General features: G+C 62.7%; 25 protein-coding genes, 1 pseudogene and 1 riboswitch. Of the genes and pseudogenes, 6 read left to right on the plus strand and 20 right to left on the minus strand.

The features are described from left to right. Positions 1–95: 95 nt before the first annotated feature. On the minus strand, positions 96–899 hold the full coding sequence (locus ACJ8J1_RS01095; protein WP_350425085.1) for an aminoglycoside adenylyltransferase family protein: 804 nt from the start codon (positions 897–899) through the stop codon (positions 96–98). Positions 900–941: 42 nt separating this feature from the next. Beyond that, a pseudogene (locus ACJ8J1_RS01100) lies at positions 942–1,379 on the minus strand (winged helix-turn-helix transcriptional regulator); the annotation flags it as partial. Positions 1,380–1,474: 95 nt separating this feature from the next. On the opposite strand from ACJ8J1_RS01100, the gene ACJ8J1_RS01105 reads away from it, so the two are divergent. After that, positions 1,475–2,698 carry an MFS transporter gene (locus ACJ8J1_RS01105; protein ID WP_142002808.1) on the plus strand — a complete coding sequence of 408 codons (1,224 nt, stop codon included), beginning with the start codon at positions 1,475–1,477 and terminating at the stop codon, positions 2,696–2,698. Here ACJ8J1_RS01105 and ACJ8J1_RS01110 read toward each other — a convergent pair. Beyond that, complete coding sequence (locus ACJ8J1_RS01110) at positions 2,695–3,120, minus strand: GNAT family N-acetyltransferase (RefSeq protein WP_060424902.1); 426 nt, start codon at positions 3,118–3,120, stop codon at positions 2,695–2,697. The genes ACJ8J1_RS01105 and ACJ8J1_RS01110 overlap by 4 nt on opposite strands. 142 nt (positions 3,121–3,262) lie before the next feature. Then, positions 3,263–3,359, plus strand: a riboswitch (TPP riboswitch). A 35-nt stretch (positions 3,360–3,394) separates the two neighbouring features. Between ACJ8J1_RS01110 and thiM the strand changes: the two genes are divergently transcribed. The 3 genes from thiM to ACJ8J1_RS01125 all read left to right on the plus strand — a co-directional run bounded on the left by thiM (position 3,395) and on the right by ACJ8J1_RS01125 (position 5,528). Then, complete coding sequence (gene thiM / locus ACJ8J1_RS01115; RefSeq protein WP_286652886.1) at positions 3,395–4,186, plus strand: hydroxyethylthiazole kinase; 792 nt, start codon at positions 3,395–3,397, stop codon at positions 4,184–4,186. Beyond that, positions 4,186–4,986, plus strand: a complete 801-nt coding sequence (thiD, locus tag ACJ8J1_RS01120) for a bifunctional hydroxymethylpyrimidine kinase/phosphomethylpyrimidine kinase (RefSeq protein ID WP_033651554.1) — start codon at positions 4,186–4,188, stop codon at positions 4,984–4,986. Before thiM ends, thiD begins: the two co-directional genes overlap by 1 nt. A gap of 83 nt (positions 4,987–5,069) precedes the next feature. After that, the gene (locus ACJ8J1_RS01125; protein WP_033648850.1) at positions 5,070–5,528 is read left to right on the plus strand and encodes an inhibitor of vertebrate lysozyme family protein; all 459 of its coding nucleotides are present in this window, start codon (positions 5,070–5,072) and stop codon (positions 5,526–5,528) included. Positions 5,529–5,567: 39 nt separating this feature from the next. Here the strand turns inward: ACJ8J1_RS01125 and gutQ are convergent, their stop codons facing one another. The 9 genes from gutQ to yegS all read right to left on the minus strand — a co-directional run bounded on the left by gutQ (position 5,568) and on the right by yegS (position 12,967). Beyond that, on the minus strand, positions 5,568–6,539 hold the full coding sequence (gene gutQ / locus ACJ8J1_RS01130; protein ID WP_047574051.1) for an arabinose-5-phosphate isomerase GutQ: 972 nt from the start codon (positions 6,537–6,539) through the stop codon (positions 5,568–5,570). Further along, complete coding sequence (srlR, locus tag ACJ8J1_RS01135; protein WP_089195069.1) at positions 6,532–7,305, minus strand: glucitol operon DNA-binding transcriptional repressor SrlR; 774 nt, start codon at positions 7,303–7,305, stop codon at positions 6,532–6,534. The genes gutQ and srlR overlap by 8 nt, the downstream gene beginning before the upstream one ends. An 83-nt stretch (positions 7,306–7,388) precedes the next feature. After that, on the minus strand, positions 7,389–7,745 hold the full coding sequence (gene gutM, locus ACJ8J1_RS01140; protein WP_197799384.1) for a transcriptional regulator GutM: 357 nt from the start codon (positions 7,743–7,745) through the stop codon (positions 7,389–7,391). 46 nt (positions 7,746–7,791) lie between these two features. Next, positions 7,792–8,571 carry a sorbitol-6-phosphate dehydrogenase gene (srlD, locus tag ACJ8J1_RS01145; RefSeq protein ID WP_033644069.1) on the minus strand — a complete coding sequence of 260 codons (780 nt, stop codon included), beginning with the start codon at positions 8,569–8,571 and terminating at the stop codon, positions 7,792–7,794. A 10-nt stretch (positions 8,572–8,581) separates the two neighbouring features. Next, positions 8,582–8,944: a PTS glucitol/sorbitol transporter subunit IIA gene (gene srlB / locus ACJ8J1_RS01150; RefSeq protein WP_004941520.1), complete on the minus strand. Its 363-nt coding sequence runs from the start codon at positions 8,942–8,944 to the stop codon at positions 8,582–8,584. A 22-nt stretch (positions 8,945–8,966) separates the two neighbouring features. Continuing rightward, positions 8,967–9,950 (minus strand): PTS glucitol/sorbitol transporter subunit IIB, encoded by a 984-nt coding sequence (gene srlE / locus ACJ8J1_RS01155; RefSeq protein ID WP_042785195.1) that lies wholly within the window; start codon positions 9,948–9,950, stop codon positions 8,967–8,969. Positions 9,951–9,965: 15 nt separating this feature from the next. Beyond that, positions 9,966–10,514 (minus strand): PTS glucitol/sorbitol transporter subunit IIC, encoded by a 549-nt coding sequence (gene srlA / locus ACJ8J1_RS01160; protein WP_004941528.1) that lies wholly within the window; start codon positions 10,512–10,514, stop codon positions 9,966–9,968. Positions 10,515–10,750: 236 nt separating this feature from the next. Continuing rightward, positions 10,751–11,800 carry a class I fructose-bisphosphate aldolase gene (fbaB, locus tag ACJ8J1_RS01165; protein ID WP_015378749.1) on the minus strand — a complete coding sequence of 350 codons (1,050 nt, stop codon included), beginning with the start codon at positions 11,798–11,800 and terminating at the stop codon, positions 10,751–10,753. 261 nt (positions 11,801–12,061) lie between these two features. Beyond that, on the minus strand, positions 12,062–12,967 hold the full coding sequence (yegS, locus tag ACJ8J1_RS01170; RefSeq protein ID WP_033644066.1) for a lipid kinase YegS: 906 nt from the start codon (positions 12,965–12,967) through the stop codon (positions 12,062–12,064). Between the two features lie 29 nt (positions 12,968–12,996). Between yegS and ACJ8J1_RS01175 the strand changes: the two genes are divergently transcribed. After that, positions 12,997–13,218: a hypothetical protein gene (locus tag ACJ8J1_RS01175; protein ID WP_139120358.1), complete on the plus strand. Its 222-nt coding sequence runs from the start codon at positions 12,997–12,999 to the stop codon at positions 13,216–13,218. Positions 13,219–13,434: 216 nt separating this feature from the next. Here the strand turns inward: ACJ8J1_RS01175 and trhP are convergent, their stop codons facing one another. Then, positions 13,435–14,787, minus strand: a complete 1,353-nt coding sequence (trhP, locus tag ACJ8J1_RS01180; RefSeq protein WP_046687633.1) for a prephenate-dependent tRNA uridine(34) hydroxylase TrhP — start codon at positions 14,785–14,787, stop codon at positions 13,435–13,437. Positions 14,788–14,965: 178 nt separating this feature from the next. Then, the gene (locus ACJ8J1_RS01185) at positions 14,966–15,304 is read right to left on the minus strand and encodes a YegP family protein (RefSeq protein ID WP_033644064.1); all 339 of its coding nucleotides are present in this window, start codon (positions 15,302–15,304) and stop codon (positions 14,966–14,968) included. 285 nt (positions 15,305–15,589) lie between these two features. Between ACJ8J1_RS01185 and ACJ8J1_RS01190 the strand changes: the two genes are divergently transcribed. After that, on the plus strand, positions 15,590–15,772 hold the full coding sequence (locus ACJ8J1_RS01190; RefSeq protein WP_046687632.1) for a hypothetical protein: 183 nt from the start codon (positions 15,590–15,592) through the stop codon (positions 15,770–15,772). On the opposite strand, the gene baeR is transcribed toward ACJ8J1_RS01190, so the two are convergent. From baeR to ACJ8J1_RS01220, 6 genes are read right to left on the minus strand one after another with little or no spacing between them, the layout of a single operon-like run. Next, on the minus strand, positions 15,769–16,485 hold the full coding sequence (gene baeR / locus ACJ8J1_RS01195) for a two-component system response regulator BaeR (RefSeq protein ID WP_033644062.1): 717 nt from the start codon (positions 16,483–16,485) through the stop codon (positions 15,769–15,771). The two genes, ACJ8J1_RS01190 and baeR, sit on opposite strands and share 4 nt — an antisense overlap. Continuing rightward, positions 16,485–17,867, minus strand: a complete 1,383-nt coding sequence (baeS, locus tag ACJ8J1_RS01200; protein WP_033644061.1) for a two-component system sensor histidine kinase BaeS — start codon at positions 17,865–17,867, stop codon at positions 16,485–16,487. The genes baeR and baeS overlap by 1 nt, the downstream gene beginning before the upstream one ends. Next, entirely contained in the window at positions 17,864–19,294 is a 1,431-nt protein-coding gene (gene mdtD, locus ACJ8J1_RS01205) for a multidrug transporter subunit MdtD (protein ID WP_033644060.1), read from the minus strand. Before mdtD ends, baeS begins: the two co-directional genes overlap by 4 nt. Before the next feature lie 10 nt (positions 19,295–19,304). Then, positions 19,305–22,385: a multidrug efflux RND transporter permease subunit MdtC gene (gene mdtC, locus ACJ8J1_RS01210; protein WP_033644059.1), complete on the minus strand. Its 3,081-nt coding sequence runs from the start codon at positions 22,383–22,385 to the stop codon at positions 19,305–19,307. Then, a complete protein-coding gene (locus tag ACJ8J1_RS01215; RefSeq protein ID WP_033644058.1) occupies positions 22,382–25,501 on the minus strand; it encodes an MdtB/MuxB family multidrug efflux RND transporter permease subunit in 3,120 nt (1,039 codons plus the stop codon). Before ACJ8J1_RS01215 ends, mdtC begins: the two co-directional genes overlap by 4 nt. Further along, positions 25,501–26,754, minus strand: coding sequence for an MdtA/MuxA family multidrug efflux RND transporter periplasmic adaptor subunit (locus tag ACJ8J1_RS01220; RefSeq protein WP_033644057.1), 1,254 nt, complete (start codon positions 26,752–26,754; stop codon positions 25,501–25,503). The genes ACJ8J1_RS01215 and ACJ8J1_RS01220 overlap by 1 nt, the downstream gene beginning before the upstream one ends. Positions 26,755–26,866 lie beyond the last annotated feature (112 nt).

A 26,866-nucleotide genomic window follows, 5' to 3' on the forward strand; every position in this document is an offset into this window, starting at 1 on the left:
TGCGAAGCGAATCATGCAGGAGGCGGCGGCTATGAACAAAATCCGTCCCTGCATCAAAAAGTGCAGACGATAAGTGGTGTCGACAGGCCTGCGTCTTATTGCGATGCTGTTGTCGTCAATAGACTTGCGATCGTCGTTTTGGCATAGCCGATGAATGCCGCCAACGGCTGCTGATGCTGAGACAGGTCATCTATCGCTTGTCCGAGATAAACTCGCCGCGCGGTGCTAAGTACCGGCTGGTGTTCAGATGGCAAGCGTTCCAGCAGCCATTCGGCGGCCACATCTTTGGGGGCGATCCGACCGGTTGCCGCGCTGAACCAGATGCGCGCCAGCGCAAGCACAATGTTGCATTCGTCGCCATGCCAGTCATCAGGTTCGTTCCATTGACTCAGGGTATCGGTGAGCGCGGCGATGAAGTCACTGCGAGGGACGCTGTCATACAGGAGTTCAAAGGAGGTGCCGAACAGATGTCGATGATGCTGCCGGGCTTTGGTAAGCAGGATCGCCACATCAGGATCCAAGGTGGCGGGGGAGACAATTCCCACCAGCAACTCTTCACGCAGCCATTCGCCAAACTGTAACTCACGTCGTGGCGGATAGCGCCAAGGTTTGATGTCGGTCTGTACCAGCACGGTGACTTCCAGCGGGCGAAAAATACTGTCGGCATCTGGCGGAGCCGACACGGTCAGCAAAGCTTTCATGAGGGCGGCCCGAGTGGTTGACATCAGCGGCTTGCTGATGACGACCAAGATGTCGATATCGCTGTTGGGTTTAAGACCGCCATCGACCGCAGATCCATACAGATGGATACCCAAGAGTGTCTCGCCGAGTTGCTCTGTCAGCACATTGTATGCGGCGTCGATCTGTGCGGCGATTTCGGTTGGAAGTGTTTCTTTTATAGCTAATTGGCGATTGTTAAAAGATGGCTCAAACCGTTCCCCCACCTTCACCACCCGGGTGTTAAGCGGGGTGAGCGTCTGCCCGGCGCTGCCGATCGGCGTCAGGCGCGGCACGGGGCGGCCGCTGTCGCTTTCCACCAGCGTTGAATGCGCCTCTCCTTCGGCGAACAAATGATCTTCCCCCCACTGGCGCAGGCCAACGATCACCGGAAATAGCGCGCGGCCTTTCTCGGTCAGCACATACTCCTGATAGGCACTGCCGTCTGCGGCGGGCACGATCTCCAGCACGCCGTGCGTCACCAGGGCGCGCAGCCGGGTGGCAAGAATGTTCTTCGCCATCCCCAGCCCTTTTTGAAATTCGCTGAAACGGGTGACGCCGTCGAAGGCGTCGCGCACGATCAGCAGTGACCACCAGTCGCCAATCACATCCAGCGTGCGCGCCACCGGGCACGGCGCGTCTTCCAGGCTCTTACGTTTCACGACGATTATCTCCTGCTGCACATTCTGGTTGCATTATAAAACCTCTGCACCTAAAGTTCATTGGGTTTAATAATGAAACCACATTGAAGTGTGCGATGAGCGACAAACTGCTGGAACCTCCCTGTGCGGCATTGGGGCGCCTGCCGGCCGCCCTGGTGCTGCTGTTGGCCGCCGCCAGCGCCTTTAGCGTGGCCAACGTTTACTATGCGCAGCCGCTGTTAGACGCCATCGCCCGCGATTTTTCCATCAGCCTGGCGGCGGTCGGCATGGTGATCGCCGTGACTCAGTTGGGCTGCGCGCTGGCGTTGCTGTTGGTGGTGCCGCTGGGGGATCGGTTGAACCGGCATCGATTGCTGGCGGGGCAACAGCTGGGGCTGATCGCTGCGCTACTGTTGGTGGGCTGGGCGCCCAGCGCGCCCTGGCTGCTGGTGGGGATGATGCTGGTGGGGCTACTGGGCACCGCCATGACGCAGGGCCTGATCGCGTTCGCCGCCGCCCTGGCGCCGCCGCAGGAGCACGGGCGGGTAGTCGGCGCGGCGCAGGGCGGGGTGGTGCTGGGGTTGCTGCTGGCGCGCACCTTGTCCGGCGCGCTGGCGGACGTTGGCGGCTGGCGCACGGTGTACTTCTTCTCCGCCGGAGTGACGTTGGTATTGCTGCCGATCCTATCGCGCCTCCTGCCAGCGCCACGCACCGTTCCCAGCACGCTGAGTTATCCCGCGCTGCTGGGTTCAATGTTGAGCCTGTTGCTGCATGACCGCACGCTGCAAATTCGCGGCATGCTGGCGCTGCTGATGTTCGGCGCTTTCAGCCTCTTTTGGAGTTCGCTGGTGTTGCCGCTGAGCCGGCCGCCGTTCAACTTCACCTATGCTGCGGTGGGAGCGTTCGGCCTGGTCGGCGCGGTGGGCGCGCTGGCGGCGGTGCGCGCCGGGCATCTGGCGGATCGCGGGTTGGGGCAGGCGGCCAGCGGCGCATGTCTGCTGCTGTTGACGCTGGCCTGGCTGCCGCTCGGTTTGCTCGGCAGCGGCCTGGTTTGGCTGGTGGCGGGCATCGTGCTGCTGGATCTGGCGGGCCAGGCTATCCACGTGCTGAACCAGAGCATGATTTTCAGCGCGCACCCGCAGTCGCACAGCCGGCTGGTGGCCTGCTACATGCTGTTTTACGCCGTCGGCAGCGGGCTGGGCGCCTTTGCCGGCACCCATGTGTACGCCTGGGCGGGCTGGAGCGGCGTCTGCTGGCTGGGGGCGGGCGTCAGCCTGAGCGCATTGCTGTTTTGGCGGCTGACGCTGCGCGGGATGCCGGATGCGGCGGGTAAGGGCTAGCGGGCCGGTGAGTGCATCAGGTAATAATCTTCTTCGCCGTCGTTGCCGGTGGAGATGATGCGCCAGCCGTGCTTGCGGTAGAACGCCAGCGCTTTTTCATTTTTCACCAGGCATTTCAGCGAACCGGTGGCGGTGAAGGTAGCTTCCGCCGCCTGCAGCAGCGCACTGCCGACGCCGCGCGGCGGCTGATGGGGATCGACATACAGGTTATGAATGAAGTTGTCTTCGCGGTAGACGGAGACGAATCCCAGCAGCACGCCGCCGTCTTCCGCCACCCAAATCGCTTCGCCCAGCGTCGCGCCGTCGAAATCTTCCAACTGATAGTTTGAGGTATCGCGCCAGCCGAACGCCGCCTTGCGCGACGCCAGGTACAGCGTGCGCAGGAAGGGGCGATCGGTCTCTTGGTAGGGTCTTATCTGCATGGCATCTCCTGGTGGTTTGTGCTCACTATAGCGCATTGCGCGGCGTATGCCCGCTGGGCCAATTTAATCGCTTGTTTGTCCGCGCCGCCGCTGGCATGATCCCCAGTAGGGATTAACGCAACGTTGATCACAACCTATTGATTTTCATGACTCGGGGTGCCCTTCCGCGTGAAGGCTGAGAAATACCCGTATTACCTGATCTGGATAATGCCAGCGTAGGGAAGTCACGGCCGCTCAACCGGCGCCGCCTTCTTGAACGCCGGTTGGGAGGAATATGATCGCTCGACCTGATGCACTACCCGGCGCCCGCGCCGCGGCCTGCCTGACCCAATTCCAACAGCGGCCTCCGCTGGTCCACTGCCTGACCAACGAAGTGGTGCAGTCGCTGACCGCCAACGTGCTATTGGCGCTCGGCGCCTCTCCGGCGATGGTGGTGGAGCCGCAAGAGGCGGCGCAGTTCAGCGCGCTGGCCGACGGCCTGCTGATCAACGTCGGCACCCTCAACGCGCTGCGTGCCGAATCGATGCGGGTGGCGGTGGCCGCCGCCAATCGGGCCGGTAAGCCCTGGACGCTGGATCCGGTGGCGGTCGGCGCGCTCTCCTACCGCACCGCCTTCGCCAAACAGCTGCTGGACGAGAAACCGGCGGCGATACGCGGCAACGCCTCGGAAATCATGGCGCTCAGCGGGTTGCTGGCCAGCGGCCGCGGCGTGGACAGCGGCGACGACTCGCTGGTGGCATTGCCCGCCGCGCGTGAGCTGGCGCGGCGCAGTGGCGCGGTGGTGGCGGTCACCGGCGCGGTGGATTACGTCACCGACGGCCAACGCGATTGGGCGATCGAAGGCGGCTCCCCGCTGATGACGCGGGTGGTGGGCACCGGCTGCGCGCTGTCGGCGGTGGTGGCGGCGTTTTGCGCCCTGCCGGGCGATCGCCTGGACAACGTGGCGACCGCCTGCCGGGTGATGTCCCACTGCGGCGGTCTGGCGGCCAGGCAGGCCGCCGGGCCGGGCAGCTTTACGCCGGCGTTCCTTGACGCGCTGTATCAGCTGCGCGGGGAGGATCTGTGATGAAACGCATTAACGCCCTGACCATCGCCGGCACCGATCCCAGCGGCGGCGCCGGCATTCAGGCCGATTTGAAGGCCTTCTCGGCGCTTGGCGCCTACGGCACCTCGGTGATCACCGCGCTGGTGGCGCAAAATACCCGCGGCGTGCAGTCGGTGTATTACATCGATCCGGCGTTCGTCGCCGCGCAGCTGGACTCGGTGTTCAGCGACGTGCGCATCGACAGCGTCAAGATCGGCATGCTGGCCAACGCCGACATCGTGCAGGCGGTGGCCGAACGGCTGCGCCATTACCGGCCGGAATTCGTGGTGCTGGATACCGTGATGCTGGCGAAAAGCGGCGATCCGCTATTGGCGCCGGAGGCGGTAGAGTCTATCCGGCGCGAGCTGTTGCCGCTGGTGTCGATCATTACGCCGAACCTGCCGGAAGCGGCGGCGCTGCTGGCGTGCGCGCCGGCGGAAGATGAAGCGCAGATGCGCGAGCAGGGGCGGGCGCTGCTGGCGATGGGCTGCCGGGCGGTGCTGATGAAGGGCGGCCACCTGAGCGAAAGCGAGAGCCCGGACTGGCTGTTTACCGCCGAAGGCGAGCAGCGCTTTACCGCGCCGCGCGTCGCCACCCGCCACACTCACGGCACCGGTTGCACGCTCTCAGCCGCGTTGGCGGCGCTGCGCCCGCGCCATGCCGACTGGGCGGCCACGGTGGCCGCCGCCAAGGACTACCTGCAACACGCGCTGCAACAGGCGGACACGCTGGAAGTGGGGCACGGCATCGGGCCGGTGCATCATTTTCACGCCTGGTGGTGAGTCAACTTTTTGCCGCAACCGTGGTCTGACTAGTTCAGGCCCGGTTTACGGGCGAAACCTGATTTAACCTAGGGAGAAGGACTATGACGGGACACCAGGCGCTGCGTTGCGCCCTCTTCGGCGCACTGCTCAGCTTCAGCGCGGGCAGCTTCGCTCAGCAGATCGTCACCACATCGGATTTGATTCAGCAGCCGGGGTATCAGGCCAGCTGGCAAAACATGGTCAAAGGCCAGGCGCGGATGCCGGGCTGGGCGCGCAAGGGCGTCGGCACCTCTACGCCGGCGCAAAACCTGAGCTGGAAGGGCAAAGAGTATCTGGTCGGCAATCTGTGCAAACCGCACGACTGCGGCAACAACTTTTTGATCGTGGCGTTCAGCGCGGATAAATCCCAGGCCTGGGGCGTGCGAGTCGCGGTGGAAGATCGGCCGGAAGCCGTCGATCATCCGAAGAAATACGCCAAGTACCAGTGGCTCGGCAAGCCGGATGACGACATGAAAGCGCTGCTTAAGCAGCAGTTCGAGAACAATCCCGACTGGAAATGATCTGACCGGGGGCGCTGACAATGTCGCCCCCGGCGTCGATCAGCCGATGCCGGCCTGATGCAGATCGTGCAGGTTGAGCGCCCCCACCAGCACGCCCTCCATATCGACCACCGGGGCCGCGCTGATGTGCTGTTCGTGCAGCGCTTCCAGCGCTTCGCCGGCGCGCCACTGCTCCGGCAGCCGATAGCCGGGGCGGGTGATCGCCGGGCTGAGCGGGTCCTGCAGGCTGTTGCCTTTCACCAGCCAGCGGCGCAGGTCGCCGTCGGTAAACACGCCCACTACCCGCTGCTGCGCGTCGCACACCGCCACCAACCCGAGCCCAGTGCGGCTCAGTTCCAGCATCGCTTCCATCACGTTGGCGCTTTCGCTCACGCGCGGCAGGCGATCGCCGGTGCGCATCAGGTGATGCACGCGGTTCAGCAGGCGCGCCCCCAGGCTGCCGCCCGGGTGCGAGCGGGCGAAGTCTTCCGCATTGAAACCGCGCTGGCGCATCAGCGCCATCGCCAGAGCGTCGCCCATCATCAGGGTGTTGACCGCGCTGGAGGTGGGCGCCAGCCCCATCGGGCAGGCTTCGCGCTCGACGCCGATATCCAGTACGCAGGCCGCGCCCTGCGCCAGGGGCGATTCTTTGCCGCCGGTGATGGCGATCACCGGAATGCCGTTCTCCGCCAGCAGCGGCAGGATCAGATCCAGCTCTTTGGCGCGGCCGGAGTAGGAGATGAACACCACCACGTCGTCGGCGCCGATCATGCCGAGATCGCCGTGCAGCGCCTCCGCCGGATGAACGAAGAACGACGGCGTGCCGGTGCTGGCCAGCGACGCGGCGATTTTTTTGCCGATATGGCCGGACTTGCCGATGCCGGAAATCACCGCTTTGCCGCGGCAGTTCAGCAGCAGCTCGCAGGCGCAGACGAAATTGTCATCCAGGCGCGCCAACAGGCGTTGCGCTTCGGTCAGCTCGATCTCCAGCGTTTCGCGGGCGAAGGCGAGCAGGGCGTTGGCGTTACTCATCGGGATCTCCTACCAGAAGGATATTGATGCCTTTCGCCTGCAGGGCGGCGAGGTAATCGGGGTTGATGTCTCGGTCGGTGATCAGCGTGTCGACGGCGCTGAGTTCGCACACCACGTTCGGGCTCTTGCGGCCGAATTTCGAGGAGTCTACCAACAGAATAATGCGGCCGGCGGCTTCACACATCGCTTTGCTGACGTTGTGCACTTCGTTGAAGGTGGTGACGCCGGCGTTGAGATCGACGCCGTCCGCGCCGATAAACAGCTTGTCGAAGCTGAACTGCTGGAACGCCGATTCGGCCAGGCTGCCGTGGAACGAGGCCGATTTCTTGCGGTAGGTGCCGCCGGGCATCAGGATGGTCTGATCGTTGTCCAGCTCCACCAGCGCGTTGACGATGGTCAGGCTGTTGGTCATCACCGTGATGTTATTGAACTGCGCCAGGTGCGGCACCATCTGCAGCACCGTGCTGCCGGCGTCGAAGATCAGCGAGTCCCCGTCGGCGATCAGCGCCACGGCGGCGCTGGCGATGCGGCGCTTTTTCTCGGTATTGATATGGGTTTTGCGGTCGATCGGCTGATCGCCGTCGTCGCGGCTGAGCACCACGCCGCCGTAGGTGCGGATCACCTCGCCTTCTTCTTCCAGCAGGGTGAGATCCTTGCGGATGGTGGTGCCGGTGGTGGAGAAATGCTCGGCCAGGGCGTCCACTGCCGTTTTGCCATGCCGCTGCAGATATTCAAGGATAGCGGCCTGCCGCTGCTTTGGTTTCATCGCGATTCCCGTTCACAAGAGTGGGGCATTTCCCCTCGCTGAATAATTCACTATGAAAGGTAATGCCTTTTAATGTGAAAATATCACGATTTGGGTTCAATCGCTAACGATAGTGCAGACTGGCATGCGCGATCCTCGGGGAAGATCACATCCGGGCGCAAATCCCGCTGATGCAAACCGTGCAAATGAGGCAGCGGGCGGGGCCGGGCGAAAACGGTCAGGCCGCGCAGCAACAGGCTGCCGCATACCCGCCGATCGGCGTCGAAGGCCAGCGCCAGCACCACCCGTGGGCGAAAACGGCCGCCGGAGCGGCCGACGCCGACGGCGCCCAGTCGGCATAAGCCGTCGAAGGCGTGGTTAAAACGTTGCAGTTGCCACCAGCCGAAGGCGATTTGCAGCAGCCAGGCCAGCAGCGCGAAGGCGATCAAAGCTTGTGTCATGGGGTTCTCCTTATGCCCCCTTCCGCGGAAGGGGGCGTCGGTGGCCTCAGAACATCACCTGGCCGCCGGTGATGTTGATCGATTGGCCGGTGCAGTAAGAGGCCTTATCGCTGGCGTAGAACAGCAGGGTGTTCAGCACGTCCTGGTAGTCGCAGCCGCGCTTCAGCGGCACTTTGTCGATGTAGTACTGCTCCACCTGGTCCGGCGCGATGCCCAATTTTTGCGCGTACTGCGGCAGCAGCGATTGAAACATCGGCGATTTCAGCAGGTTGCCGAGCATCAGCGAATGCACCGTAATGCCGTATTCCGCCAGATCGAGCGCCAGCGACTGCGTCAGCCCCACGCCGCCGAACTTGGCGGCGCTGTAGCCGGAGTTGTGCTTGCTGCCGACCTTGCCGGACTTGGAGTTGATCTGAATGATGCGCCCGGCGATGCCATCGCGGATCATCAGGCGCGAGAACTCGCGGGCGCAGAGGAAATAGCCCACCAGGTTCACCTGCAGCGAGCGGTCGAAGTCGCCCAGCGGGAAGTCGGTGATCGGCGCCGCCTTGGCGATGCCGGCGCTGTAGACTAGCAGGTTGGTTTGGCCAAACTCCCGGTCAACTGCCGCCGCCAGCGCGATCACGCTCTGCTCGTCGGTGGCGTCGGCCTGAAAACCGCAGGCGCTGCCTGCGCCATACTCTTCGTTGATCTGCCGCGCCACCCGATTGGCGTTGTCGGCGTTCAGATCGGCCACCGCCACCCGATAGCCGGCCTGCGCCAGCCCGTGGGACAAAAAGGCGCCTAACGTTTGGCCGCCGCCGATCACTACAGCTACTTCAGACATGGTCTACTCCTTATGCGATAAATGACAGCGTGCTGCCCAACGGGATATCGGTCGGCGTCGGGCCGGAAACGTGGATCGAGCCGGGGAATTCGGCTTCGGCTTCGCCGTCGAAGCGCACGGTGATGTGGCCCAGTTCGCGCAGATTCTGTGTGGCGACGCTGCCGACGGCGGTGATGGCGTAGCGCTGCTGCGCCAGTTCCATCACGCCGCCGACCTGCAGCTCACCGGCGGTCGCGCCGTGGCGGTGGATAAAGCAGAACTCTTCGATATCCGCCGGCGCGCCTTCCCGGAAAGTGATCAGCATGTTGTCCAGCAACGCGTCGCGGGCGCAGCCGCCGATCTGCGTGATGGTGGTATGAAAAATGGTGTGCATAAACGTCTCCCTGGGAATCAAATTATTGATAAATAAAGGCCGAGGCGGCCCAGGCGATCAGGACCGTTGGCGCGCCGGTCAGGAAGCGGCCGACCAGCACCGAGGGCACGCCGACCCGCACGGTGTCCTGCTTGGCCTCCGCCAGCGACAGACCGACCGGAATGAAGTCGCAGGCGGCCTGCGCGTTGATGGCAAACAGCGCGGGCAGCGCCAGCTGCGGCGGAATATGGCCGAGGCCGATCTGCACCCCGACCAGCACGCCGATCACCTGGGCGATGACCGCGCCGGGGCCGAGGAACGGCGACAGCAGCGGGAATGAGCAGATCAGCGCCAGCGTCACCAGGCCGATCGGGCTGTTGGCCAGCGGCGTCAGGCCGTGAGCGATAAAGTCCCCGAGGCCGGAGGCCATGATGATGCCGATCAAGGCCGAGACGAACGCCATAAACGGCAGAATGGTCTTCAGCACGGTGTCGATAGTGTCACGCCCGGCCTGGAAGAACACCGCCACCACCGATCCCATGCCCATGCCGACCTTCGCCAGCAGCCCGTCGCTTTGTTCGGTGATCTTCTTGCTGGTGTCGTAGTCGCGCGCCTTGGGCGGCGCTGCAACGGCGGCGGCGGCGGGTGGGTTCTCCGTCGCGTCGATTCGGCTGATGTTGTGGTCGCGCACGCCGGAGACATAGATGTCTTCGAGGATAAACTGCGCCAGTGGGCCGGACTGGCCGGTAGCGTGGATGTTGACCGTCGGAATGCGGCGTTTCGGGTACAGGCCGCAGCGCAGGGTGCCGCCGCAGTCGATCACTGCCACGCCGATCTCTTCCGCCGGCGGCTCGCCCTCTTTGAAACCGTCGACGGCGGGCCAACCGGTCAATTCGCTGAGGCGATCGACGATGGAAGGCCGGGTGCCGGCGGTGATGTACACCACTTTTTTGCCGGGTTCTATCGGCAGTTCCAGGGGGCCGCCCCAGCCGCTGGCGCCTTTTTCAATACGGATATAAGCACTCATGCTGCACTCCACGAATTAAAGTTGCACCTGGCGATCCAGACGGATGCCCATCTTGCGTTCGAACAGACTGGTGGTGAGATCGGTGACCCAGCCGCGGAAGAAGTTGGTGAACAGCCCCACCAGGAAATAGCTCACCGCCAACGGGCCGAGCGGCAGGCCGAGGGTGGTCAGGCCGCTGGCGATGCCGAGGTAAACGAACAGCTCGCCGGGGTTGATGTGCGGAAACAGGCCGTTCATCGAGTGGCAGCTGTAGGAGGCCGCCGCGTAGTAGCTCGGCTTGTATTTCTCCGGCATGAAGCGCCCCAGGCTGAGGGTCATCGGGTTGCAGAAGACAAAGGTGCCGATCAGCGGCAGCAGCAGATAACGCGAGACGGGGTTGCCCGCGCAGCGCTGCGCCAATCGTTCGATACGTTCCTGGCCAACAAATTTGATCAGCGCGTTCATGATAACCAACAGGCTGATCAACAAAGGCAAAATGCCGGTCACCATGCCGACAAACACTTCACCGCCTTTCTGAAACAGGCCGATAAACCACTCGGCGCCGTGGGTGATTAGCTCAATCATTATGTTCTCCTGTAATGGACTGATATGGCCTGGAGCGAACGGCGGCTCTGTCGCCATGGGCCTTACAGTAGTCACTTTGTTGGGCTATTTGTTTTAAATAGATCACAATTTGAAAGATAAATATTTTATTTTGAAAGTTTAAAGTGAAAGAAAGAGAAGGTGAACGGCGCGAGAGGCGGGATAACGGGCACAAAAAAGCCCGGCGAACCGGGCTTTGTGACAGGCGGTCTGTCACATCAGGCGATGGTGACCTTCTTGTCCAGGTAGGCGTCTTGTACGGCGTTGATCAGCGCCACGCCGTCTTTCATCGATTTCTTGAACGCCTTGCGCCCCAGGATCAGGCCCATGCCGCCGGCGCGTTTGTTGATCACCGCGGTGCGCACCGATTCCTGCAGATCGTTCTCACCGGCGGCGCCGCCGGAGTTGATCAGCCCGGCGCGGCCCATGTAGCAGTTGGCCAGCTGGTAGCGCACCAGATCGATCGGGTGATCGGTGGTCAGCTTGGTGTAGACGCGATCGTCGGTATAGCCGAATTTCACCGCGCGGTAACCGCCGTTGTTTTCGGCCATTTTCTGTTTGACGATGTCGGCGCCGATGGTGGCGGCGATGTGGTTGGCCTGGCCGGTCAGATCGGCGCTGGAGTGGTAGTCCACGCCGTCCTTGTTGAACGCCGGGTTGCGCAGATAGGCCCACAGCACCGTGACCATGCCCAGCTCATGCGCGCGCTCGAAGGCGATCGAGATCTCTTCGATCTGGCGGCGCGACTGCTCGGAGCCGAAGTAAATGGTGGCGCCAACCGCCACTGCGCCCATGTTGAACGCCTGCTCGACGCTGGCGTACAGGGTCTGGTCGTACTGGGTCGGGTAGCTCAGCGTTTCGTTGTGGTTGAGTTTGACCAGGAACGGAATTTTATGCGCATAGCGGCGCGATACCGACGCCAGCACGCCGTAGGTGGAGGCGACGCAGTTACAGCCGGCTTCAATCGCCAGCTCGACGATGTTCTTCGGATCGAAATACAGCGGATTGGCGGCGAACGAGGCGGCGGCGGAGTGCTCGATGCCCTGATCGACCGGCAGGATCGACAGGTAACCGGTGCCGCCCAGGCGGCCGTGGTTGAACAGGGTTTGCATCGAACGCAGCACGCTGTTGGGGCGGTTGTTATCGATCATTACGCGGTCGACGAAGTCGGCGCCCGGCAGGTAGAGATTCTCGGCGGGGATAGTGGTACAGCGGTGTTGCAGCAGATCTTCCGCTTCCTTTCCTAGCAACTGCACAATATCAGTCATGATTCACTCCCGATTAAGCTTCTTCATCCACCGGCAATGCAAGGGTTTTTGACCACCGGCGTAGTAAAAAAGCGGTGATTGAAGCTGTAAAGCGATGCTACCGAACTTGATCCGGCAAGGACAAACAATAGATGCGATTGAGAGGAAATGCCATTAGCGTGGCCAAATACGCGGGGGCGATCGCCCCCGGCGCGTTAAGTGCTTGATTGTTCGATCTCGTCTGCCTTGGCGTTCCGAGCGGCGAGCGGGCGCAGAGCCGGATTAGCCCAGCAGGGCGCAGTTCGGCGGCAGGCGGCATTCGATGGCCTGCGGCACCACTTCGATGCGGAAATGGCGGCCTTTGAGCGGCTCGCCGTCGAGGTTGAAGGTCATCTCATGCGGCGCGTCGATCTCCAGCCACGGCAGCGCGGCGCTGAGGATGCTGTTGCTCTCTTCGTCGTTGAACAGGGCGGCCACCAGCGCCGGCAGCAGTTCATCGGCGATCAGCAGGCGCAGCTGCAACTGCCCGTCGTTAATCAGCGCGTTGGGGCACAGTTCCTGGCCGCCGCCGGCCTGTTTGCCGTTGCCGATGCCGATCACCAGCGCTTCGCCGGCCCAGCGGAAGTCCGGCCCGCGGATTTCACAGCGGTCGGCCTGCAGCGTATCCATGCGCAATAAGCCGTGAACGAAGTAGGACACGCCGCCCAACGCCGCCTTCAGCTTCTCCGGCGTTTCAGTGGTGATACGGGTGCCGAAGCCGCCGGTGGCCATGTTGATGAAGTAGCGCTCGCCGTTGACCTTGGCCAGATCGATAGGCACCGAGCGTCCCTTGATCGCCAGTTGCAGCGCCTGCTCGGGCGAGAGGGGAATGTTGCAGGCCATGGCGAAGTCGTTGGCGGTGCCGAGCGGCAAAATGCCCAGCGCCGGCCGACCTTGCGCCGGCAGTTGCGCCAGCGCGGCGGCCACTTCGTTAATGGTGCCGTCACCGCCGCCGGCGACGACGGTGCCTACGCCGAGCCGAGCGGCTTCCGCGACGTAGCGCGCGGCGTCGCCGTGCTCCCAGGTGACGCGCACGTGCAGCGTTATCTGCTCTTCGCGCAGCCGGTTGACGGCCTGGCGCAGCTCTTCGTTGCCGGCGCCCTTGCCGTTGATGATAAGCAGTGCTGGTGCATGTGAGTGTTGAGGCATTGCCGAGCTCCTCCGGCGGAAAACCAATAATGCCTCAAGATAAACCAGCCCAGGCCGCCAAGCCATCAGAATATTCAGCTAATTCCGGTTATTTCCCATTGCTCCGTGAATATGAAGACGATGCGAATTTATCTGAATTTAACCTGACAATAAGCGCAATTTTAATGGCGGCAGGATTAATCGCTATAGCGTTATTTATATATCGATGTGGCGTTATTATTTTTATTAAAATGGATAACGGGAAAACGTAATGAGAAATAGGCGCGCCGGCGGCAATGGCGGGCCCATAAAGAAAAAGCCAGCCCAAGGGAGATTGGGCCGGCTAAGGAGGTGGTTCCTAGTATTGCTATGCAAATATTTTCGTTGTTCGTTTTAAGCAGCGTGATAGTAACCAAGCTGCGGGCACATTGATGTGATCCAATTCTAATATTTGCTAAAAATCGCCGCCGAATGACGGCGATTCATTGTTAGGCTCCGGCGCTATTTTCTTCCGCCAAATTGCGGATCAGCAAAGCATAATTGAGATCGATATCCTGCGGGATCGGCAAATAAACGATATGGCCGTTGCCCGGCGCGACCTCAATCGGCTCGCCTTTCTTATTTTGCATGCTTTCGAGGGTGAACAGCACGTTGCCGCCCGGCGTCATCATCTCGACGCTGTCGCCGAGTGAGAATTTATTCTTCACGTCGACTTCCGCCCAGCCTTCGCGGCGCACGCCGGTGAACTCGCCGACGAACTGCTGGCGCTCGGAGAGCGAAGAGCCGTAGTCGTAGTTCTGCTGCGCTTCGTGCACGTGGCGGCGCAGGAAGCCTTCGGTATAGCCGCGGTGCGCCAGGCCTTCCAGCGTGGTGAGCAGGGTCGGATCGAACGGTTTGCCGGCAACGGCGTCGTCGATGGCGCGGCGGTAGACCTGGGCGGTGCGCGCGCAGTAGTAAAAGGACTTGGTGCGCCCTTCGATCTTCAACGAATGCACGCCGAGCTGCGTCAGACGCTCTACGTGCTGGATGGCGCGCAGATCCTTGGAGTTCATGATGTAGGTGCCGTGTTCGTCCTCGAAGGCGCTCATATATTCGCCTGGTTTTTGCGCCTCAGACAGCATGAATACCTTGTCGGTCGGCGCGCCGATGCCCAGCGTCGGCTCGACGGTCTGCACCGGGATCGGCTCGTGCAGGTGCACGATATTGCCGGTGTCGTCCTCTTTGCCTTCTTCCGCCTTGTACTGCCAACGGCAGGCGTTGGTGCAGGTGCCCTGGTTGGGATCGCGCTTGTTGATGTAGCCGGACAGCAGGCAGCGGCCGGAGTAGGCCATGCACAGCGCGCCGTGGACGAAGATCTCCAGCTCCATGTCCGGCACTTCGGCGCGGATCTCGGCGATCTCTTCCAGCGACAGCTCGCGCGACAGGATCACGCGGGTCAGGCCCATTTGTTTCCAGAACTTCACCGTCGCCCAGTTAACGGCGTTGGCCTGCACCGACAGGTGGATGTCCATCTGCGGGAAGGCTTCGCGCACCATCATGATCAGGCCAGGATCGGACATGATCAGCGCATCCGGGCCCATATCGACTACTGGTTTCAGATCGCGCAGGAAGGTTTTCAGCTTGGCGTTGTGCGGGGCGATGTTGACCACCACGTAGAATTTTTTACCCAGCGCGTGCGCTTCGTTGATGCCCTGCGCCAGATTCTCGTGGTTGAACTCGTTGTTGCGCACCCGCAGGCTGTAGCGCGGCTGGCCGGCGTAAACCGCATCGGCGCCGTAGGCGAAGGCGTAACGCATGTTTTTCAGCGTTCCGGCCGGGGAGAGAAGTTCCGGTGTAAACATAGTGTGTCTCGGTCTGATTTCAGGTCAGCACCACGCCACCTGATGGCGCAGTAAAAGCGGGGGATTGTAGCCGCGGCGCGGCAAAAAATCAGCAGTTAACCGGATTTATTCAAGGGAGATTGATCCCGGTCAAACGGAAAACGCGCGATGGCGGCCACCGCGCGGGCGAAACGGGAGATCAGGCGCTCAAATCGCGAATATCGGTGGTCGGGCCATTTTTAATCACCGACTGGATACCGTTTTTGGCTGCGCTTTCGGAGCTGTACATTTCGCTGACGCCGATCACCTGATGGTTCTTGGCCTTCAGCACAAAGTAGGGCTGGTTGCTGGTGCTGTGCTTCAGTTCAAACTGCGCTTCATGCGGCGAATTGGTCTGCACCGAGGCGATGCCGTTCTCCGCCGACGCTTTGCTGGCGTACATCTCGCTGGCCAGAATGATCTCGCCGTTACTGGCTTTCAGGTTGAAGTGGTACTGTCCGTTCTTTGCTTTTTTCAGCTCGTAATGACCGATTGCCATGGTTCTTCTCCTGTAGGTTCCGATTCGTGATGTAAGTGTAGCCAATCGCTTGAAAATCGGTGGCTAAACCTCACAGCAGCTTAGTCGAAAAAATGCGCAATTTTTTTGCGCCGGCGCGGAGTTTTCGCCCGAGAAGCCCGGCGCCGCACGGGAAGCTAAGGGAGGGGCGGTGATTGCGCAGTGCAGTATTTGGGACGTCTAAGCCGTGGAACACTCGCGATTTCATCTTGGCGGGTTCACCTCGCAGAGATAAAATAGGGCAAATTTTGCACAGGAGCGCCAAGGATGGAAAAAATCGAACGGTCAGTAGGAAATGATAAAAGCGAGGGCAGCGATAAAGATTGGGAGCCTCTGTTGAGAATGATCGCTAACACAGCCCTACCACACGACTTCCTGCTGTCGGATGAGCGACAACAGGGTGTGGCTGACCGCGCGCCTTGGTGGAACGCGGTCGATTCTCTCCCCTAAACCCCATTCACCAGCCGGCAGGGTTCGGCTTCCCAGCGGTAACCGACGCCGTATACCGAGCGGATAAAGGATTTTTGCCCGTCGATCAGCTCCAGCTTGCGGCGCAGGTTTTTGATGTGGCTGTCGATGGTGCGGTCGGTGACCACCCGATAGTCGTCATACAGGTTGTTCAGCAGCTGCTCGCGCGAAAATACGTTGCCCGGCTGGCTGGCCAACGTTTTCAGCAGGCGGAACTCCGCCGGCGTCAGATCCAGCAACTGCCCCTGATAGCTGGCCTGGAAACGCGGTTCATCGATGTGCAACAGGTCATCTTCCCGCGCATTCTCCTGCGGCCGATAGCTGCGGCGCAGGATGGTTTTCACCCGCGCTACCACTTCGCGCGGGCTGTAGGGTTTGCAGATGTAATCGTCGGCGCCGATCTCCAGCCCCAGCAGGCGGTCAATCTCTTCGATTTTCGCCGTCACCATCACGATCGGTACGTCGCTGAAGCGGCGCAGCTCGCGGCACACCGTCAGCCCATCGGCGCCCGGCAGCATCAGATCGAGCAAGATCAGCGCCGGCGGATGCTGGTGCACGGTCGGCACCACTTCGTTGCCGTTGGTCAGCCAACGGGTGGCGTAGCCCGCCGCCTGCAGATAATCCACCAGCAGCTGGCCCAGCTTGGGCTCATCTTCAACAATCATGATCTGCACGGGTTGATTCTGAATGTCCATCAGGGCGCCTTATTTTTTATCGGGGTAGCAAATTCTACTGTAATGCGCACGCCGCCTAAAGGCGAATGCTCGGCGCGGATTTTTCCGTCGTGCGCTTCCACGATGTTGTGGCAGATCGCCAGCCCCAATCCGGAACCGCCGCTGGCGCGGTTGCGCGAGCCTTCCGCCCGGTAGAAACGTTCGAAAATGCGCGTCAGTTGCTGATCGCTGATGCCTGGCGCGCTGTCCTGCCAGCAGAGGGATAGCCGCCCCGGCTGCAGCTCGGCACTGATTTCCAGCCGGCCGCCGGCATCGGTGTAGCGCAGGCTGTTTTCCAACAGGTTATTGAACAGCTGATTCAGGCGATCGGGATCGCCGAACAGCGGCGCCTGGGGCGGCAGATGGGTGACGATCTCCAGCCCTTTGGCGCGAAAGCGCTCGCGGAAGGCGGCGACGGCGATCTGCAGCAGATGCACGCAGTCCACCGACGATTTGCGATAGGCCAGCGCGCCGAGATCGGAGAGCGAAAGCTGGTGCAGGTCGTCGACCAGTTTGGTCAGGGTGGACACCTCGGCCTGCAGCGAGCTGAGCGACGCGGGCGTCGGCTGGCGTACGCCGTCCTGCAGCGCCTCCAGCTCGCCGCGCAGCACCGCCAGCGGCGTGCGCAGTTCGTGCGACACGTCGGCCATAAAGGCGCGGCGCATCTGTTCATTTTTCTCCAGCGAGGTGGCCAACTGGTTGAAGTCGTGCGCCAGCCTGCCCAGCTCATCCTGGCTGCTGACCGCCACGCGGGCGGTGAAGTCGCCCGCCGCCAATCGATGGGTGCCCGCCACCAGGCGTTTAACCGGGGCCAGCATGCCGCGCGACAGCAGCCAGGTCACCGCCGCCGCCAGCAGGGTGGAGAGCGCGACGATGATCCAGCTGGTGCGGCGCTGCTGGCGATCGAAGTTGATGTCGGTATTGCGCGTCAGGCGTTCGACCGGGGTAGTGAGCACCCAACCGACGATCTCGTTGTTGTAGCGGATCGGGTGGCGCGGCCCCTCTTTCGGCAACGGGCCGGAATGCCCGACCAGCCGATTGAACTGGCTGTCCACCACCCAAAACTGGGTGCGCCAGCCTTTGGGCGGCAGGTTGTGGCTGCTGTCGCTGTTCTGCTCGAACGAACGCATGATTTGGTAGACCACCTGATCGTTGTTGCGCAGGAATATCCAGTTGCCATGATGGCTGTACTGCTCCTCCAGCGCTTCGCTCAGCATGTTGATGCGCTGCTCGTTACTGCTCTTGATGTAGTCGATAAAACCGCGCTCAAAGCTGACGCGCACCCCCCAGTGCATGGTGATCAACACCAGCATGCAGGTGGCGAAAATGGCCAGGAACAGCTTCCCGGTAATGCCTATCTTCATTGCAACCTCGTTGAGCCGGTGCCCGGCTCTTTGGCCAGCGTGCGGTTAGGCGCGCTATCCGCCGGCACGCGCGCGAAGGCCAGCGCGGGCAGGGCGATAATCAACGCCATACAGCAGTAGCTGTAAATAAATGCGCTGTGGATGGCCGGGCTGTCGGCCACCGCCTGGTGATGGGCGAAGCTGCCGATCAAGATGCCGGCGACGCTGACGCCGAGGCTCATCGACAGCTGCATGACCATCGACAACAGGCTGTTGCCGCTGCTGGCCAGCCGGTCCGGCAGGTCTTTCAGCGTCAGGGTATTCATCGCCGAGAAGCGCAATGCGTTGACCATCCCCTGGAAGAACAGTATCACCGGCAGCAGCCACAGCCAGCCGAGCATCGCCGCCAGCAGGAAACTCAGGCTGACCAGCGCCAGCAGCAGCGTGGCGGCCACCAGCACGTTGCGGTAGCCGAAGCGGTTGACCACCTGCACCACGATGCGCTTCATGCCCATGCTGCCGATGATCATCGGGATCATCATCAGCCCGGCGTGGAACGGCGTGAAGCCCATGCCCACCTGCAGAAACAGCGGTGTCATGAACGGCAGCATGCCGCTGCCGATGCGCCCCAGCAGGCTGGCCAGCAGCCCGATCTTGTAGGTCGGGGTGCGCAGCAGCCGCAGCGAGAACAGGGCGCGGCTATTGCCGTAGGCATGCCAAACATACCCCAACAACGCCGCCGCGCCCAGCGCCACCAGGCCGGCGATGGCGCCGCCGGTCAGGCCCATGCCTTTGTGGCCGTCGAGCGCCAGCGTCAGCGACGCCATGCCGATCGCCAGCAGGAAAAAGCCGCTGAGATCGAAGCGGCGGGTCTGCATTTGGTAGTTGGGCATCAGCAGCAGCGTGGCGATGGCGCCCACGATGCCCACCGGAATATTGATCAGGAAAATCCAGTGCCAGCTGGCGTATTGCACCAGAAGTCCGCCCAGCGCCGGCCCCATCAGCGGGCCGATCTGGCCCGGCAGCGTCACGAAGGTCATCGCCGCCATGTACTGCTCGCGCGGCACGATCTTCATCACCGTCAGGCGGCCGACCGGCACCATCATCGCGCCGCCGATGCCCTGAAGCACGCGCGAGGCGATCAGCTCGTTCAGGGTTGCCGAGCGGGCGCAGAGGAGGGAGCCGAGGGTAAACAGCACGATGGCGCTGAAAAACACCCGCTGTACGCCGACCTTGTCCGCCAGCCAGCCGCTGGCCGGCAGCGTCACCGCCACCGTCAGCACATAGGCGACGATCACCGACTGCATGCGCAGCGGGTTCTCCCCCAGGCTGGCGGCCATCGAGGGCAGGGCGGTATTGACGATAGTGGTATCCAGCGTCTGCATAAAGAAGCCGAACGCCACTATCCAGAGTTGCCAACGTACCGTGGCGGTGTGTTTCATCAGCATCGGTCGGCCATTAGTGCGGCAGCGGGGCCAGCTGCTTGTTGCGGCGGAACTTCGCCTGCAGCCGGTCGAAGTAAAGATAGACCACCGGCGTGGTGTACAGCGTCAGCAACTGGCTCATCACCAGACCGCCGGCGATGGTGATGCCGAGCGGCTGGCGCAGCTCCGCGCCGTCGCCGCTGGTCAACACCAGCGGCAGCGCGCCGAACAGCGCCGCCAGCGTGGTCATCAGGATCGGCCGGAAGCGCAGCAGGCTGGCCTGGAAAATCGCCTCGCGGGCGCTGATGCCGCTGTTGCGCTGCGCCTCGAGCGCGAAGTCGACCATCATGATGGCGTTTTTCTTCACGATGCCGATCAACAGCATGATGCCGATCAGCGCGATCAGGCTGAACGGCGCGCCGAACAGCTCGAGCGCCAACAGCGCCCCCACGCCCGCGGAAGGCAGGGTGGAGAGGATGGTCAGCGGATGGATATAGCTCTCGTACAGCACGCCGAGCACGATATACACCGTGGCGATCGCCGCCAGGATCAGGATCAGCTGCGACTTCAGGGTGTCCTGGAACACCTGGGCGGTGCCGGCGAAGGCGCCGCGCACCGTGGACGGCACGCCGAGCTGAGTCATGGTGCGCTCGACAGCGGCGGTGGCGTCCGACAGGCTGCCGCCGTCCGGCAGGTTAAAGGAGATGGTCGAGGCGGCGGACAGCCCCTGATGGTTGACCGACAGCGGCGCGTTGGCCGGTCGCCAACTGGCGAAGTAGGAGAGCGGTATCGCCTTGCCTTCGTTGTTGATGATGAACATCTTGTCCAGCGAGCTGACGTCCTGAGTGTAAGGCGGCGCCACTTCCATCACCACTTTGTATTGGTTGAGCGGTTGATAGATGGTCGAAATCTGTCGCTGGCCGAAGGCGTTGTTCAACAGGTTGTTGGCGTCGGACACCGAAATGCCGAGACGCGCCATGGTCTCGCGATCGTAGACCAGATCCATCTCCGAGCCTTTATCCTGCTGATCCGAGTTGACGTCCGCCAGCTCGGGCAATGCCGCCAGCGCGGCGCGGATCTTCGGTTCCCAGTCGCGCAGCGCGGCGAGGTCATCCGCCAGCAGCGTATATTGGTAGCTGGCGTTGGCCTGGCGGCCGCCGACGCGGATATCCTGCACCGCCATCAAGAACAGGCTGGCGCCCGGTTCTTTGGCCAGGCGAGCGCGCAGGCGGGCGATCACTTTCTGCGCGTCGTCGCTGCGTACCGACAGCGGTTTCAGTGAGATGAACATCGAGCCGCTGTTGGTGCGTGAGCCGCCGGTAAAGCCGGTGACGTTTTCCACGTCCGGATCTTCGCGCACGATTTTCATGAAATCTTCCAGTTTGCCGCGCATCGCCTGGAACGAGATGCTCTGATCGGCCTGGATAAAGCCCATCAGGCGGCCGGTATCCTGTTCGGGGAAGAAGGTTTTCGGGATGCTGATATACAGCCAGACGTTGAGCGCAATGGTGGCGAGGAACACCGCCAGCACCCAGCGCGAGTGGCCAAGCACCCAGTTCAGCGAGCGTCCGTATCCCTGCTGCAGCGCCAGCAGCATTTTGCCGAAGCCGCGCGCGCGCCGCTGCGAACGTGCCGGCTGGTGGCGCAGCAGATAGGCGCACATCATCGGCGTGAGCGTCAGCGAGACGATCAGCGACAGCCCGATCGACACCGACAGGGTGACGGCGAATTCGCGGAACAGCCGGCCGGGCAGGCCCGCCATCAGCAGCAGCGGGATAAACACCGCCACCAGCGAAACGCTCATCGACAGCACGGTGAAACCGACCTCCCGTGCGCCCAGCAGCGCAGCGTTGATCGGTTTCATGCCGGCCTCGACGTGGCGGGAAATGTTTTCCAGCACCACGATGGCGTCGTCCACCACAAAGCCGGTGGCGATGGTCAGCGCCATCAGCGACAGGTTGTTGAGGCTGAAGCCGCACAGATACATGGCGGCGAACGAGCCGATCAGCGACACCGGCACGGCGACCGCCGGGATCAGCGTGGCGCGGCCGGAGCGCAGGAAGATGAACACCACCAGGATCACCAGCCCGATGGCGATCGCCAGCGACTGTTCCACCTCGGCCAGCGACGCGCGAATGGTCGGCGAGCGATCCTGCGCGACGTTGAGTTGAATCGAGGCCGGGATATTCTCCTGCAAGGCGGGCAGCTCGGCGCGAATGCGATCGACGGTTTCGATGATGTTGGCGTCCGGCGCGCGGCTGATGGCCAGAACGATCGCCGGCTTGGCGTCGGTCATCCCGGCGTTGCGCACGTCCTGCACCGAATCTTTGACCTCGGCCACGTCGCCGAGCCGCACCGCCGAACCGTTGTTGTAATGAACGATCAGCGGGCGGTAGGCGTCGGCGGTTTTCAGCGCGTCGTTGGCCTGGATTTGCCAACGTTGCTGCGGGTTTTCGACGGCGCCCTGCGGGCGGCGCACGTTGGCGTTGCTGATGGCCTGCCGCACGGCATCCAGCGAAACGCCCTGATTGAACAGCGCCGAAGGGTTCAACTCCACGCGCACCGCCGGCAGCGAGCTGCCGCCCACGGAAACGTCGCCGACGCCTTCGGTCTGGCTGATCTTCTGCGCCAGCTGGGTGGACGCGAAGTCGTAAAGCTGCCCCTGGCTGTAGATGTCCGACGTCAGCGTCAGGATCATGATCGGCGCGTCGGAAGGGTTGACCTTGCGATAGCTGGGGCGGCTCGGCATGCCGGTCGGCAACAGGCTTTGCGCGGCGTTAATCGCCGCCTGCACGTCGCGCGCGGCGCCGTTGATGTCGCGGCTGAGATCGAACTGCAAAATCACCCGGGTGCTGCCGAGCGAGCTCATCGAGGTCATTTCATTGACCCCGGCGATACGGCCCAGCGCGCGCTCCAGCGGCGTCGCCACCGAGGAGGCCATGGTTTCCGGCGAGGCGCCCGGCAGCGACGCGCTGATCGAAATCACCGGAAAATCCACCTGCGGCAGCGGCGACACCGGCAGCAGGCGAAAACCGATCGCGCCGCTGATGGCGATGGCCAGCGTCAGCAGGGTGGTGGCCACCGGCCGGTGAATGAACAGGGCGAAGAATTTCACGGCAGCTCCTGCGTATCCGGCTGGCGATGCGTGTTGCGCGCCAGTTTGTCAAACAGCAGGTAGATCACCGGCGTGGTGAACAGCGTCAGGATCTGGCTCATGATCAGGCCGCCGACCATACAGACGCCCAGCGGATGCCGCAGCTCCGCGCCGACGCCGGTGCTGAGCATCAGCGGCAGCGCGCCGAGCAAGGCCGCCAGCGTGGTCATCAGGATCGGCCGGAAACGCAGCAGGCAGGCCTGATAGATGGCGTCGCGCGGCGATAAACCCTGTTCGCGTTCCGCCGCCAGCGCGAAGTCGATCATCATGATGGCGTTCTTCTTCACGATGCCGATCAGCAGGATGATGCCGATGATGGCGATCACGTCCAGTTCGCTGCCGGCCAGCATCAACGCCAGCAGCGCGCCGACCCCGGCGGTCGGCAGGGTGGAGAGGATGGTCACCGGATGAATGAAGCTTTCATACAGCACGCCCAGCACGATATACATCGCCACCACCGCCGCCAAAATCAGCCACAGCGTGCTGCCGAGCGCCGCCTGGAAGGCCAGCGTCGCGCCCTGGAATTGGGTGGTGATGTCTTTCGGCATGGCGAGATTTTTTTCCGCCTGGGTGACCGCGTCTACCGCTTCGCCGAGCGAGTAGCCGGCGGCGACGTTGAACGAGACGGTGGCCGACGGGAATTGGTCGAGGTGGTTGACCGACAGCGGGCCGAACCGTTCTTCGATTTTGGCGATGGCGCTCAACGGCACCACGGCGCCGTCCTTGCCGCTCAGACGGATCTCATTGAGCGCCGCCAGCCCCGGCGTCGCGCTGACGTCGTGCTCCAACACCACCCGGTATTGATTGGCCTGGGTGTAGATGGTGGAGATCAGGCGTTGGCCGAAGGCGTTGTACAACGCATTGTCCACGTCGCTCATGGTGACGCCGAGGCGCGAGGCCGAATCGCGATCGACGTTGACGTAGGCGACCAGCCCCTGATCCTGCCAATCGCTGGTGACGTCCGCCAGCTGCGGGGTTTGTTTCAGCTCATCCATCAGCTGCGGCACCCACAGGCTGAGATCGTCCAGCGACATCGCCTGCAGGGTGAACTGGTACTGGGTGCGGCTGACCTGGGTATCGATGGTCAGATCCTGCACCGGCTGCAGGTACAGCTTCACGCCGGGGAACTGCGCCGTTTGCTGCTGCAACCGGCTGATGATCGCCGGAATGCGGTCGCTGCGTTCGCTCAGCGGCTTCAGGTTGATCTGCAGCCGGCCGCTGTTGAGCGTGGCGTTGCTGCCGTCGACGCCGACGAACGAGGTCAGGCTTTCCACCGCCGGATCTTTGAGGATCTGCGCCGCGACCTGCTGCTGGCGCTCGGCCATGTTGCTGAACGAAACGCTCTGCGGCGCCTCCAGCGTGCCCTGAATGATGCCGTTGTCCTGCACCGGGAAGAAGCCTTTCGGGATCAGCAGGTACAGCAACACCGTCAGCGCCAGGGTGCCCACGGCCACGCCGAGCGTCAGCCAGGGGTGGTTAAGCACCGTTTTCAGCCACTGGCCGTATCGCGCGATCACGCGCTCGAAAAAGCGCTCGGAGGCGGCGGAGAAGCGGTTCTGCTTGCGCAGCGATTCGTGGCTGAGCATGCGGGCGCACATCATCGGCGTCAGCGTCAGCGATACCACGGCGGAGATCAAAATCGCCACCGCCAGCGTCACGGCGAACTCGCGGAACAGGCGGCCGACGATGTCGCCCATGAACAGCAGCGGGATCAGCACCGCCACCAGCGAGAAGGTCAGGGAGATGATGGTGAAGCCGATCTCGCCGGCCCCTTTCAGCGCGGCGTCGAGCGGCTTTTCCCCTTTCTCGATGTAGCGCGAGATGTTCTCGATCACCACGATGGCGTCATCCACCACGAAACCGGTGGCGATGGTTAATGCCATCAGCGTCAGGTTATTGATAGAGAAGCCGAGGAAATACATGGCGGCGAAGGTGCCGACCAGCGACAGCGGCACCGCCACGCTGGGGATAATGGTCGCCGGCACGTTGCGCAGGAACACGTAGATCACCATTACCACCAGCGCGATCGCCAGCAGCAGCTCGAACTGCACGTCGCTGACCGAGGCGCGGATGGTGGTGGTGCGATCGGTCAACACCTTGACGTCGACCGACTTGGGCAGGCTTTTAATCAGCGTCGGCAGCATTTCGCGGATGCTGTCGGCGGTGGTGATGACGTTGACGCCGGGCTGGCGCTGAATGTTCAGCACGATCGCCTGTTGCTGGTTGGCCCAGGCCGCCAGTCGGGTATTTTCCGCCCCTTGTTCGATGGTGGCGATATCCTGCAGGCGGATCGCCGCGCCGTTCTGATAGGCGACGATCAGCTGGCGATAGTCGTCGGCGGATTTCATTTGGTCGTTGGCGGACAGGGTGACCGAGCGGGTCGGGCCGTCCAGGCTGCCTTTTGCCGAGTTGACGTTGGCGTTGCTGATGGCGGTGCGGATGGTTTCGCTGTTCAGGCCATAGGCGGCGACCGCCGCGGCGTTCAGTTTTACACGCACCGCCGGGCGTTGGCCGCCGGCCAGGGTCACCAGGCCGACGCCGGTCACCTGAGAGATTTTCTGCGCTACGCGCGTCTCCACCATGTCTTCCACCTGCGTCATCGGCATGGCGGTGGAGGTGACGGCCAGCGTCAGGATCGGCGGATCGGCCGGGTTAACCTTGCTGTAAATCGGCGGGTAGGGCAGATCGTTCGGCAATAGGTTGGTGGCGGCGTTGATCGCCGCCTGCACTTCCTGCTCCGCGACGTCGAGCGGCAGCGCCAGCTGGAATTGCAGCGTCACCACCGAGGCGCCGCCGGAGCTTTGCGACGCCATTTGCTTCAGGCCGGACATCTGGCCGAACTGGCGTTCCAGCGGCGCGGTAATGGCGGAGGTGACCACGTCCGGGCTGGCGCCGGGATACAGCGTCACCACCTGGATGGTCGGGTAGTCCACTTCCGGCAACGCGGAAACCGGCAGCGCACGATAGCCGATGATCCCCGCCAGCAGTATCGCCACCATCAGCAGGGTGGTGGCGACCGGGCGCAGGATAAACAGGCGGGAAGGGCCGCCGCCGCGGGTCGGTGGCATCACCTGCATCAGGACTTCCTCTGAACGTCAGGTTCGCGCTTGGCTTTTGACGCCGCAGGCGCGTCGTTCGGCGCCAGCACTTCCACCTGCATGCCTTCGGTCAGGCGATCGATGCCGTCGGTCACCACCCGATCGCCGGCGTTGAGGCCGGCGCTGATCACCACCTGCCGGCTGTCCTGCACGCCGGCGGTGACCCGGTGTTTGCTGACCTTGTTGTCTTCGCTGAGCGTCCAGACGAAGTTGCCTTCGTTGCCCATCTGCAGCGCGGCGGTCGGGATCACCACCGCATCGTGCAGGGTATCCACCTGCAGCCGCGCGTTGACGAACTGGTTGGGGAACAGCGCGTCGTCTTCGTTGGCGAAGCGCGCTTTCAGCTTGATGGTGCCGGTGGCGGTATCAATTTGGTTGTCCAGGCTCAGCAGCGAACCGGTCGTCAGCTTGTTCTGGTTGGTGCGATCCCAGGCTTCGACGCTCACCGGCCCGGCTTTTTGCGCCTTGAGCAGATCGGCGATGTTGCCTTCGGGCAGCGTGAACACCACGTCGATCGGGTGCGTCTGCGTGATCACCACCAAACCGGTGGTGCTGCCGCTGGTGACGTAGTTGCCGACGTCGACCAGTTTCAACCCGACGCGGCCGTCGATTGGCGCAGTGATGCGGCTGTAGGTGATCTGCAGTTTGGCGCTGTCGACCGCGCCCTGATCGGCTTTGATGGCGCCTTCGGTTTGCTGCACCAGCGAGGCCTGCGTATCCAGCTCTTGACGGGAAACCAGATTGGTTTTCACCAATTGCTGATAGCGCGCCAGATCGCGCCGGGCATTGGCCAGCGTGGCCTGATCTTTTGCCAACTGCCCCTGCGCCTGGGTCAGCTGCACCTGGAACGGCCGGGGATCGATCTCCGCCAGCAGATCGCCGGCTTTGACCTGCTGGCCTTCGGTAAAGTGGATCGCCATCAGTTGGCCGTCGACCCGGCTGGTGACGGTGACGGTATTGGCGGCGGTGGCGGTGCCCAAGCCGGAAAGATAGCGCGGCACCGTCTGTTGCGTGGCCGTCGCGGCCTGCACCGGCGACATCGGCGCGCCGCGCCGCCCGCCCGCCGCGCGACCGGCCCCCGCTTTGCCGCCGGCCTGCTGCGCGCCCGGGGCCGTGCCGGCCGGCGGTTGAGCGGCGTTAAAATAACGCCAGGCGAAGACGGCGGCGATGACCAGGATGGCCGCAACCAGCAGGCGCGGCATCAGGGAACGGCGTTGGGGTTTTGCATTCATGGCGGCGAAAATTCTCTCCAAAAGGCAGGGGTGCGGGCACTCATTGCCACAAAAATGACACTCCTTACAGGATACTAGTTTAGCCAGCGGGGACGGCATAAAAATGAAGGAA

It is taken from the genome of Serratia sp. CY37869 (assembly GCF_052168895.1).
Classification (GTDB): Bacteria; Pseudomonadota; Gammaproteobacteria; order Enterobacterales; family Enterobacteriaceae; genus Serratia; species Serratia ureilytica.

Bases quoted from the DNA above. Each gene is read 5' to 3' on its own strand.
- ACJ8J1_RS01185 (WP_033644064.1), bottom strand. From the start codon at position 15,304: ATGGCAATCGGTCATTACGAGCTGAAAAAAGCAAAGAACGGACAGTAC.
- ACJ8J1_RS01220 (WP_033644057.1), bottom strand. From the start codon at position 26,754: ATGAATGCAAAACCCCAACGCCGTTCCCTGATGCCGCGCCTGCTGGTT.
- gutM (WP_197799384.1), bottom strand. From the start codon at position 7,745: ATGACACAAGCTTTGATCGCCTTCGCGCTGCTGGCCTGGCTGCTGCAA.
- mdtD (WP_033644060.1), bottom strand. From the start codon at position 19,294: ATGCTGATGAAACACACCGCCACGGTACGTTGGCAACTCTGGATAGTG.
- ACJ8J1_RS01215 (WP_033644058.1), bottom strand. From the start codon at position 25,501: ATGCAGGTGATGCCACCGACCCGCGGCGGCGGCCCTTCCCGCCTGTTT.
- yegS (WP_033644066.1), bottom strand. From the start codon at position 12,967: ATGCCTCAACACTCACATGCACCAGCACTGCTTATCATCAACGGCAAG.
- srlE (WP_042785195.1), bottom strand. From the start codon at position 9,950: ATGAGTGCTTATATCCGTATTGAAAAAGGCGCCAGCGGCTGGGGCGGC.
- baeR (WP_033644062.1), bottom strand. From the start codon at position 16,485: ATGGACATTCAGAATCAACCCGTGCAGATCATGATTGTTGAAGATGAG.
- ACJ8J1_RS01110 (WP_060424902.1), bottom strand. From the start codon at position 3,120: ATGCAGATAAGACCCTACCAAGAGACCGATCGCCCCTTCCTGCGCACG.
- trhP (WP_046687633.1), bottom strand. From the start codon at position 14,787: ATGTTTACACCGGAACTTCTCTCCCCGGCCGGAACGCTGAAAAACATG.
- gutQ (WP_047574051.1), bottom strand. From the start codon at position 6,539: ATGAGTAACGCCAACGCCCTGCTCGCCTTCGCCCGCGAAACGCTGGAG.
- srlB (WP_004941520.1), bottom strand. From the start codon at position 8,944: ATGCACACCATTTTTCATACCACCATCACGCAGATCGGCGGCTGCGCC.
- srlA (WP_004941528.1), bottom strand. From the start codon at position 10,514: ATGATTGAGCTAATCACCCACGGCGCCGAGTGGTTTATCGGCCTGTTT.
- thiD (WP_033651554.1), top strand. From the start codon at position 4,186: ATGAAACGCATTAACGCCCTGACCATCGCCGGCACCGATCCCAGCGGC.
- ACJ8J1_RS01125 (WP_033648850.1), top strand. From the start codon at position 5,070: ATGACGGGACACCAGGCGCTGCGTTGCGCCCTCTTCGGCGCACTGCTC.
- srlR (WP_089195069.1), bottom strand. From the start codon at position 7,305: ATGAAACCAAAGCAGCGGCAGGCCGCTATCCTTGAATATCTGCAGCGG.
- fbaB (WP_015378749.1), bottom strand. From the start codon at position 11,800: ATGACTGATATTGTGCAGTTGCTAGGAAAGGAAGCGGAAGATCTGCTG.
- srlD (WP_033644069.1), bottom strand. From the start codon at position 8,571: ATGTCTGAAGTAGCTGTAGTGATCGGCGGCGGCCAAACGTTAGGCGCC.
- ACJ8J1_RS01190 (WP_046687632.1), top strand. From the start codon at position 15,590: ATGGAAAAAATCGAACGGTCAGTAGGAAATGATAAAAGCGAGGGCAGC.
- ACJ8J1_RS01175 (WP_139120358.1), top strand. From the start codon at position 12,997: ATGCCTCAAGATAAACCAGCCCAGGCCGCCAAGCCATCAGAATATTCA.
- ACJ8J1_RS01105 (WP_142002808.1), top strand. From the start codon at position 1,475: ATGAGCGACAAACTGCTGGAACCTCCCTGTGCGGCATTGGGGCGCCTG.
- thiM (WP_286652886.1), top strand. From the start codon at position 3,395: ATGATCGCTCGACCTGATGCACTACCCGGCGCCCGCGCCGCGGCCTGC.
- baeS (WP_033644061.1), bottom strand. From the start codon at position 17,867: ATGAAGATAGGCATTACCGGGAAGCTGTTCCTGGCCATTTTCGCCACC.